This window comes from Bradyrhizobium sp. (assembly GCF_049691595.1).
Taxonomy (GTDB): domain Bacteria; phylum Pseudomonadota; class Alphaproteobacteria; order Rhizobiales; family Xanthobacteraceae; genus Bradyrhizobium.
Genome location: NZ_JBAVNZ010000130.1, coordinates 1 through 7,180, shown reverse-complemented (window position 1 = coordinate 7,180; position 7,180 = coordinate 1). Strand labels below are relative to the sequence as shown.

Genomic DNA, 7,180 nt, shown 5'->3' with positions numbered 1-7,180 from the left:
GAGGTCATGCGGCGGCTGGCGAAGAATAACTAGTGGTCATTCCGGGATGCGCCCGTTGGCGCAGGCCCGGAATCCATACTCCCCGATCGTGGTTATGGATTCTCTGATGTGCAATTGCACATCATAGCTCGTTCGCTTCGCTCACGCCCCGGAATGACAGTTTACTACAACCCCCGCCGCTTCGCATTCGCGGCGATCGAGAGCAGCGTGCGCTGGGCGATCGGGGCGGCCAGCGATGCCTGCTTGCGCATGTCCAGCGCCGCGGTCGCGAGCTGGTCGATGATGCCGACCAGCCGCGCCGCGCTGAAATGGCGCAGCGCGATTTCGACGCTTCCTGTTCGGGAAAAATGCAGGCGCGGAAATCCGCTCTCGAGCAGGGTCGATAGCGGCGTTCCCTCGGCCACCGCGAGCGCCGATTTGTGCAGCCATGCCGCCTGGCGCTGGGCGGCGGAAATGATCACGCCCGGATAGGTGCCGGCCGCCATCGCCTTGGTGAATTCGCTTTCGACCATGGCGGCGTTGCCGGCGAAAGCGCTGTCCACGATGGGATCAAGTTTGAGTTCGGATGCGTCGGCCACCACCGCCATCACGTCGTCCAGCGTCACGTCTTTCTTGCCATGGGCGTAAAGCGCGAGCTTGCGCAGTTCGTTGCGCGACGCCTGCCGATCGCCGCCGAGCAGCGACATCAATACGGCACGGGCGTCGGGCGCGATGCGCAAGGCCGAGACTCGCAATTCGTCGTCGATCAGCCTGGCAAGGTCGCGCTCGCCGTCGGGGTAGCAGGCGATTGCGACCGCGGTTTTGGCGCGCTCGCAAGCCTTGCGCAGCGGCGATTCCGGCCGCAGTTCGCCGGCCTCGATCACGATCCGGCAATCCTTCAGCGGCGAACCGGCCAGCGTATCGACTCCGCTGGCGAAGTTGCGCGACCCGGCGCGGACGCGGATCGCGCGGCGGCCGCCGAACAGCGGCACCGTCATCGCTTCGTCGACCAGCCGCGACGGCTCGGCCGACAGCTCGTCGCCATCCAGCCGCACCAGCGAAAATGGATCGTTGGGATCGTCGACCGCGGACGCCATCAGTGCGTCGGCGCGTTCGCGCACGAGGCCGGCATCGGGGCCGTAGAGCAGGATGATCGGACGCCCGGGATCGGGCCGGGCGAGAAAGGCGTCGATGTCTCTTCCGCGAAGCGCGACCAAGGCAGCGGTCAGGTGCCGGCGACGAAGAACGACGCTAGCCGGGTCTGGATGTTCTCCGCGATCTCGTTCGCGGCCCGATCCTCGGCGTCGCGGAACGCGCGCGAGCGGGCGAAGCGCTGCAACTGGCCCGGAATGTCATACGAGACGCGGGAGAAGGTCGAGCCGGTCATCACGGATTTGTTGCTGGCGATCTCGATCAGATTGTACTGCGCATCGATGCCATAATTCTCGCTGGACGGCAGCGCGGTATTGGGATCGACAATCAGCGACGAACGGTTGGTCGAGAACCGCAGCACCAGCCGGTGGGTCGGCGGCATGCCGGTGGCGTTGCCGTAAAGCTTGAACGCCAGCGCGTTGCGGATCTCGACCCCGATCCGGGCCTCGCGGGAAGCGTTGGGCTTGTCAACCGGCGGGAGCTCCACACCCAGCAGCTTTTCGCGCAGGCCCGGCGTGCCATCGGCGCGCTCGGCATACATCGGCTGGAAGCAGCCGGCCGTCAGCGCCGCCAGGGCGGCGACGGCGAGCAGCCGGGCGGCGATCCGGGTCCTAGCCAACGACATTCACGATCCTCATGGGCACGATGATTACCTTGCGGACGGCGTTGCCGCCCAAGGCGACTTTTACCGCATCGAGGGACAAAACGGCAGCCTCAATTTCCTGATTTTGCGCGCCTCTGGCCACGATAACGTCGCCCCGTTTCTTGCCGTTGACCTGAACCACCAGTGTCACGCTGTCTTCAACCAGCAAATCGCGTTCGATTTGGGGCCAATTCGCTTCCGAAATCAGCCCGGACTGGCCCAAAACCTGCCAGCACTCCTCGGCCAGATGCGGCATCATGGGCGCGACCAGTTGAACGAGGATGACCGACGCCTCCCGGATGGCCCAAGCGGTGTCCGGGGACGGCGTCCCCTCGCAACCCAGAACCTCGGCCAGGGCATTGGCGAATTCCCTGATATGGGCGAGGCAGACATTGAAGTGCAGCCGCTCGATGCCCGAGGAGACCTTGTCCAGTGCGCCATGGGCGGCCTTGCGCAAGCCGAGCGCATCGGCGCTAAACGATGCCGGTCTTGCCACGGGCGCGGTCCTGGCGATAGCGGCGGATTCATTGACCAGCCGCCACAGCCGCTGCACGAAACGCGAGGCGCCCTGCACGCGCTCGTCGCTCCAGATCACGTCGCGGTCCGGCGGCGAGTCCGACAGCATGAACCAGCGCGCGACATCGGCGCCATAGCTCGCGATGATGTCGTCGGGATCGACGGTGTTGCGCTTCGATTTCGACATCTTCTCGATCGCGCCGATCGTGACCTGTTCGCCGCTGTCGATCAGGCTGGCGCGCCTGCCGTTGCTGCCGGTCTCGATCTTCACCTCGGCCGGGGTGACGTAACTGCCGTCGACCCTCTGATAGGTCTCGTGCACCACCATGCCCTGCGTGAACATGCCGGCGAACGGCTCTTCAATGTCGATATGGCCGGTCGCTTTCATCGCGCGGGTGAAGAAGCGGCTGTAGAGCAAATGCAGGATCGCGTGCTCGACGCCGCCGATATATTGATCGACCGGCATCATCCGGTTGACGACGCCTTGCGTGGTCGGCGCCTTGTCGTTCCAGGGGTCGGTGAAACGCGCAAAGTACCAGGACGAGTCCACAAAGGTGTCCATGGTGTCGGTTTCGCGCTGCGCCTTGGCCCCGCATTTCGGGCAGGCGACGTGCTTCCATGTCGGATGATGGTCGAGCGCGTTGCCGGGCTTGTCGAAGGTCGCATCCTCCGGAAGCGTCACCGGCAGGTCCTTGTCGGGCACCGGCACCACGTCGCATTTCGGGCAATGGATCACCGGGATCGGGCAGCCCCAATAGCGCTGGCGCGAAATACCCCAGTCGCGCAGGCGGAAGTTCACCTGGCGTTCGCCCACGGGCCCCACCCTTCCCTCCCCCGCTTGCGGGAAAGGGTCAGGCAGGCGGCGGACTTCGCGTTCCAGGCGCTTTGCCACCTCTTCCTTGGCCTGCTCGATGGTGAGCCCATCGAGGAAGCGGGAATTGAGCATGCGACCGTCGCCGTCATAGGCGGTATCCGAAATGACGAAGGTCTTGGGGTCCTGGCCTTCGGGGCAGACCACCGGCGTGTTGCCGAGCCCGTATTTGTTGACAAAATCGAGGTCGCGCTGGTCGTGTGCCGGGCAGCCGAAGATGGCGCCGGTGCCGTATTCCATCAGCACGAAGTTGGCGACATAGACCGGCAGTTTCCAGTCCGGATCGAACGGGTGGATGGCGCGGATGCCGGTGTCGAAGCCGAGCTTTTCGGCGGTGTCGATGATTTCCTGCGCGGTGCCGTGACGCTTCGCTTCCGCGATGAAGTCGGCGAGTTTCGGATCCTTCGCGGCCGCGGCCCGCGCCAGCGGATGGTCCGGCGCAATCGCCATGAATTTTGCGCCGAACAGCGTGTCGTGGCGCGTGGTGAAAATCTTCAGTTCCGTTTCGCCGGCTGGCGATGTCGCGGCGTCCAGCGCAAAGCGGATCAGCAGGCCTTCGGAGCGGCCGATCCAGTTGCGCTGCATCAGCCGCACCTTGTCGGGCCAGCGGTCCAGCGTGTCGAGCGCGTCCAAGAGTTCCTGCGAGTATTTCGTGATCTTGAACACCCACTGGTTCATCTCGCGCTGCTCGACCACCGCGCCGGAACGCCAGCCGCGGCCGTCGATCACCTGCTCGTTGGCGAGCACGGTCATGTCGACCGGATCCCAGTTGATCTTGCGCTTTTCCCGCTCGGCAAGGCCCGCGCGCAGGAAATCCAGAAACATCTTCTGCTGATGCTTGTAGTAGGCGGGATCGCAGGTCGCGAATTCGCGTGACCAGTCGAGCGACAGCCCGATCGACTGCAGCTGCTTCTTCATCGCCGCGATGTTGTCGTAGGTCCATGCCTTGGGCGCGACCTTGCGCTCGATCGCGGCGTTCTCGGCCGGCAGCCCGAACGCGTCCCAGCCCATCGGGTGCAGCACGTTGAACCCTTTGGCGCGCATGAAGCGCGCCAGCACGTCGCCCAGCGTGTAGTTGCGGACATGCCCGATATGGATGCGCCCGGACGGATAGGGGAACATCTCGAGCACGTAATATTTCGGCCGCGGATCGTCGTTCTTGGCGGCGAAGATCGCCTTTTCATCCCACTGGCGTTGCCAGCGCGGTTCGGATTCGCGGGCGTTGTAGCGTTCGGAGGTCATGAAATCGCTTGGGCTTTTCGTGGATTCGGGTCCGGTCGGAGGACGGCGGACTAGGCCACAAAAGCAGCGCGGGGGTCAACGGTTGGGTGGTGGGAACGACCGCGTGCTCGCGGCCGACGCGGCCCGCCGAAGGCTCAGCTCGCCATCGCCTCGCCGCCATCCGTGATCCGCACAAACCCGTGCTCGACCACGGTGTTGCGGCCGCGGTGCTTGGCGGCGTAGAGCGCAATGTCGGCGGCCTCGATCAGATCGCCCGGCCGTTGCGTGTCGCTCGGTCTGGTGCCCGCCACGCCGACGCTGGCGGTGACCGTCTGATAGCTGCTGGTGGCGTGGGGCAGTCCGAGGCCCTGCACCGCGGCGCGGACCCGTTCGCCGATTTCCATGGCACGGGCGGTGTTCGTGTTGGGCAGCAGCAGACAAAATTCCTCGCCGCCGTAGCGGCAGGCAAATCCCTTGGCGTCGGCGGCGACGCCGGAGAGCGTTTCGCCGATCCTGGCGAGGCAGGCGTCGCCTTCGGGATGGCCGTAAGTGTCGTTGTAGAGTTTGAAGTGATCGATATCGATCATCAGCAGCGACAGCTCGTTGCCATACTGCAACGCCTTGAGCCATTCAAAATCGAGCCGGCTCTGGAAACCGCGCCGGTTGGCCAGCCCCGACAGCATGTCGACCGACGCCATCACGGTGAGCCGGTCATTGGTGGCGATCAGTTCTCGCTCGCGCTGGCCCAGGTGTGCTGCCATGGCGTTGAAGGCGCGGGCGAGCGGAGCGAATTCGGCCGGCAGCCTGCTATGGGCCGCGCGCGCCGACCAGTCGCCCTCGCCGAAGCGTTTCGCCATGCCGGTCATGATGTCGATCGGCTGGATGATGAGCGTTTCGGCGGCGATCAGGGCGCCGAGCAGAACGAACACGCAGACGAAGCCGAGTTGCAGATAGGCGATGCGGATATCGCGGTTGGTCGCGGCGGTCACCCTGGCCTCGTCGATGCTGACGATCAGCCGCGATTGCGTGCCGGCAATGCGCGCAAAGCTGAGGGCTCGTTTCGAGCCATCCGCAGCGACAAAGGAAAGCGATCCCTGCGGGGCGTCCGAGCCAAGCGCCCTTTCGGCGATGGCCGACAACAGCGGGAGCGAGTCGAGCGATTGGCCTATCATGCTGGCCTGGTCCGCCGGCGCCGCCATCACGGTGCCGCGGCTGTCGATCACGACCGCCACCACGCCGGGCCGGCCGCCGAGATTGCCCATGATCTGCGACATCCAGTCGAGATTGACGCTGGCGAGCACGACGGAATCGGAATCGGGATTGATGGCTGAAACCGCATAGGCGGCCATCACCATCGGCTTGTTGGCGGGTCTGGTGAGCAGGAAGTCGCTGAAAACGAATTCGCCGCTCTCCCGCGCCTGGATGAAATAGGCCCGGTCGCTCAGATCGAGACCGACATAGATGTTGTTGGTCGAACATTGCACGCGGCCGTCGCCGCCGACGATCAAAAGCGTCCGAATCCACGGCAGATGGTCGGGCAGGCTGGCGCGCAGCAAATCGCAGCTGCGGCCGACGCCACCGGTCGAAGCGCGCAGATAGGCGGCCGATTTCAGGATCGTCTCGACCGAAGAAATCACCTCGCGCTGGGCATCGGCGCTGTGCTGGGCCAGTTTGGAGAATTCCTCGGAAGCCTGCGCGATCTGTTTGGCGCGGGTGTCCTCGAGCGAGCGGGCGCGTTCCAGCATCAAGGGCGCCACCAGGATCACCGCCAGCAGCGCCAGCCGCGCACGGATTCCCAGAAGCTTCTTGAGTTTGGCCCTTTTGCGGTCGAAAGTAACGCGTGGCATCGTTGTCCCCTGCCCCGCGACCGACGGTAGCGGGAAGGGTTCAAGAAGCCTTTCCCGATTTCGGTAAAATTCGAGCGAACCCCGTAATTGCACGACCGGCAGATGGCATGGCGCCCGAAACCACAACGCCGCTAACCTCCCATTCACCAAACGGCCTCGCCGCGGTGGAGCAGGACATTGCGCGCGCGTGCCGGCAAGCGCGTCGCGACCGCGCGTCGGTGACGCTGATCGCCGTGTCCAAGACATTCGGCGCCGACGCGATTACGCCGGTGATCGAGGCCGGCCAGCACGTATTCGGGGAAAATCGGGTGCAGGAAGCCAGGGCGAAATGGCCAGGGTTAATGTCGACCTACCCCGGCATCGTGCTGCATCTGATCGGGCCGCTGCAATCCAACAAGGCCAAGGAGGCGGTGGCGCTGTTCGATGCCATCCATTCGGTCGACCGTCCGAGCATTTGCGAGGCGCTGGCCAGGGAAATCAAGTCGCAAAAAAAGCAGCCGGAACTGTTCGTTCAGCTCAATACTGGCGAGGAACCGCAGAAGGCGGGCGTCTCGCCCGGCGAAGCCGACGCCTTCATCGCAAGCTGCCGCGATAGATACGGCCTGGTGATTTCCGGCCTGATGTGCATCCCGCCGGTCAACGACGCGCCGGCCCCGCATTTCGCGCTGACGGCGAAGATCGCCGGGCGCAATGGCCTCCAGAAACTGTCGATGGGCATGAGTGCCGATTTCGCCGTCGCGATCGAGTGCGGCGCGACGCATGTGCGCGTCGGCTCGGCGATCTTCGGGCATCGGTAGCGCGATACGCTCGTCATCTTCGTCATTGCGAGCGAAGCGAAGCAATCCATTCTTGCTTTACTGCGGCGTGGATTGCTTCGCTGCGCTCGCAATGACGTGGAAAGAGTCTAGCGAAACGCCACCGATACCTTTCCCAGCGCACCGAAATCTGCCT

The 7,180-nt window shown here is 64.5% G+C and carries 5 protein-coding genes; 1 reads left to right on the top strand and 4 read right to left on the bottom strand.

Annotated elements, in window-relative coordinates:
• Window positions 1–164: 164 nt before the first annotated feature.
• The 4 genes from holA to WCE35_RS05945 all read right to left on the bottom strand — a co-directional run bounded on the left by holA (window position 165) and on the right by WCE35_RS05945 (window position 6,229).
• A complete protein-coding gene (holA, locus tag WCE35_RS05960) occupies window positions 165–1,196 on the bottom strand; it encodes a DNA polymerase III subunit delta (protein ID WP_424592422.1) in 1,032 nt (343 codons plus the stop codon).
• Between the two features lie 8 nt (window positions 1,197–1,204).
• Entirely contained in the window at window positions 1,205–1,756 is a 552-nt protein-coding gene (lptE, locus tag WCE35_RS05955; RefSeq protein WP_424592421.1) for an LPS assembly lipoprotein LptE, read from the bottom strand.
• The gene (gene leuS, locus WCE35_RS05950) at window positions 1,743–4,403 is read right to left on the bottom strand and encodes a leucine--tRNA ligase (protein WP_424592420.1); all 2,661 of its coding nucleotides are present in this window, start codon (window positions 4,401–4,403) and stop codon (window positions 1,743–1,745) included. The genes lptE and leuS overlap by 14 nt, the downstream gene beginning before the upstream one ends.
• 134 nt (window positions 4,404–4,537) lie before the next feature.
• Complete coding sequence (locus WCE35_RS05945) at window positions 4,538–6,229, bottom strand: diguanylate cyclase domain-containing protein (RefSeq protein ID WP_424592419.1); 1,692 nt, start codon at window positions 6,227–6,229, stop codon at window positions 4,538–4,540.
• Between the two features lie 107 nt (window positions 6,230–6,336).
• On the opposite strand from WCE35_RS05945, the gene WCE35_RS05940 reads away from it, so the two are divergent.
• Window positions 6,337–7,026 carry a YggS family pyridoxal phosphate-dependent enzyme gene (locus WCE35_RS05940; RefSeq protein ID WP_424592418.1) on the top strand — a complete coding sequence of 230 codons (690 nt, stop codon included), beginning with the start codon at window positions 6,337–6,339 and terminating at the stop codon, window positions 7,024–7,026.
• Window positions 7,027–7,180 lie beyond the last annotated feature (154 nt).

Coding starts and splice junctions, on each gene's coding strand:
- lptE (WP_424592421.1), bottom strand. CDS start 1,756: ATGTCGTTGGCTAGGACCCGGATCGCCGCCCGGCTGCTCGCCGTCGCC.
- leuS (WP_424592420.1), bottom strand. CDS start 4,403: ATGACCTCCGAACGCTACAACGCCCGCGAATCCGAACCGCGCTGGCAA.
- WCE35_RS05940 (WP_424592418.1), top strand. CDS start 6,337: ATGGCGCCCGAAACCACAACGCCGCTAACCTCCCATTCACCAAACGGC.
- WCE35_RS05945 (WP_424592419.1), bottom strand. CDS start 6,229: ATGCCACGCGTTACTTTCGACCGCAAAAGGGCCAAACTCAAGAAGCTT.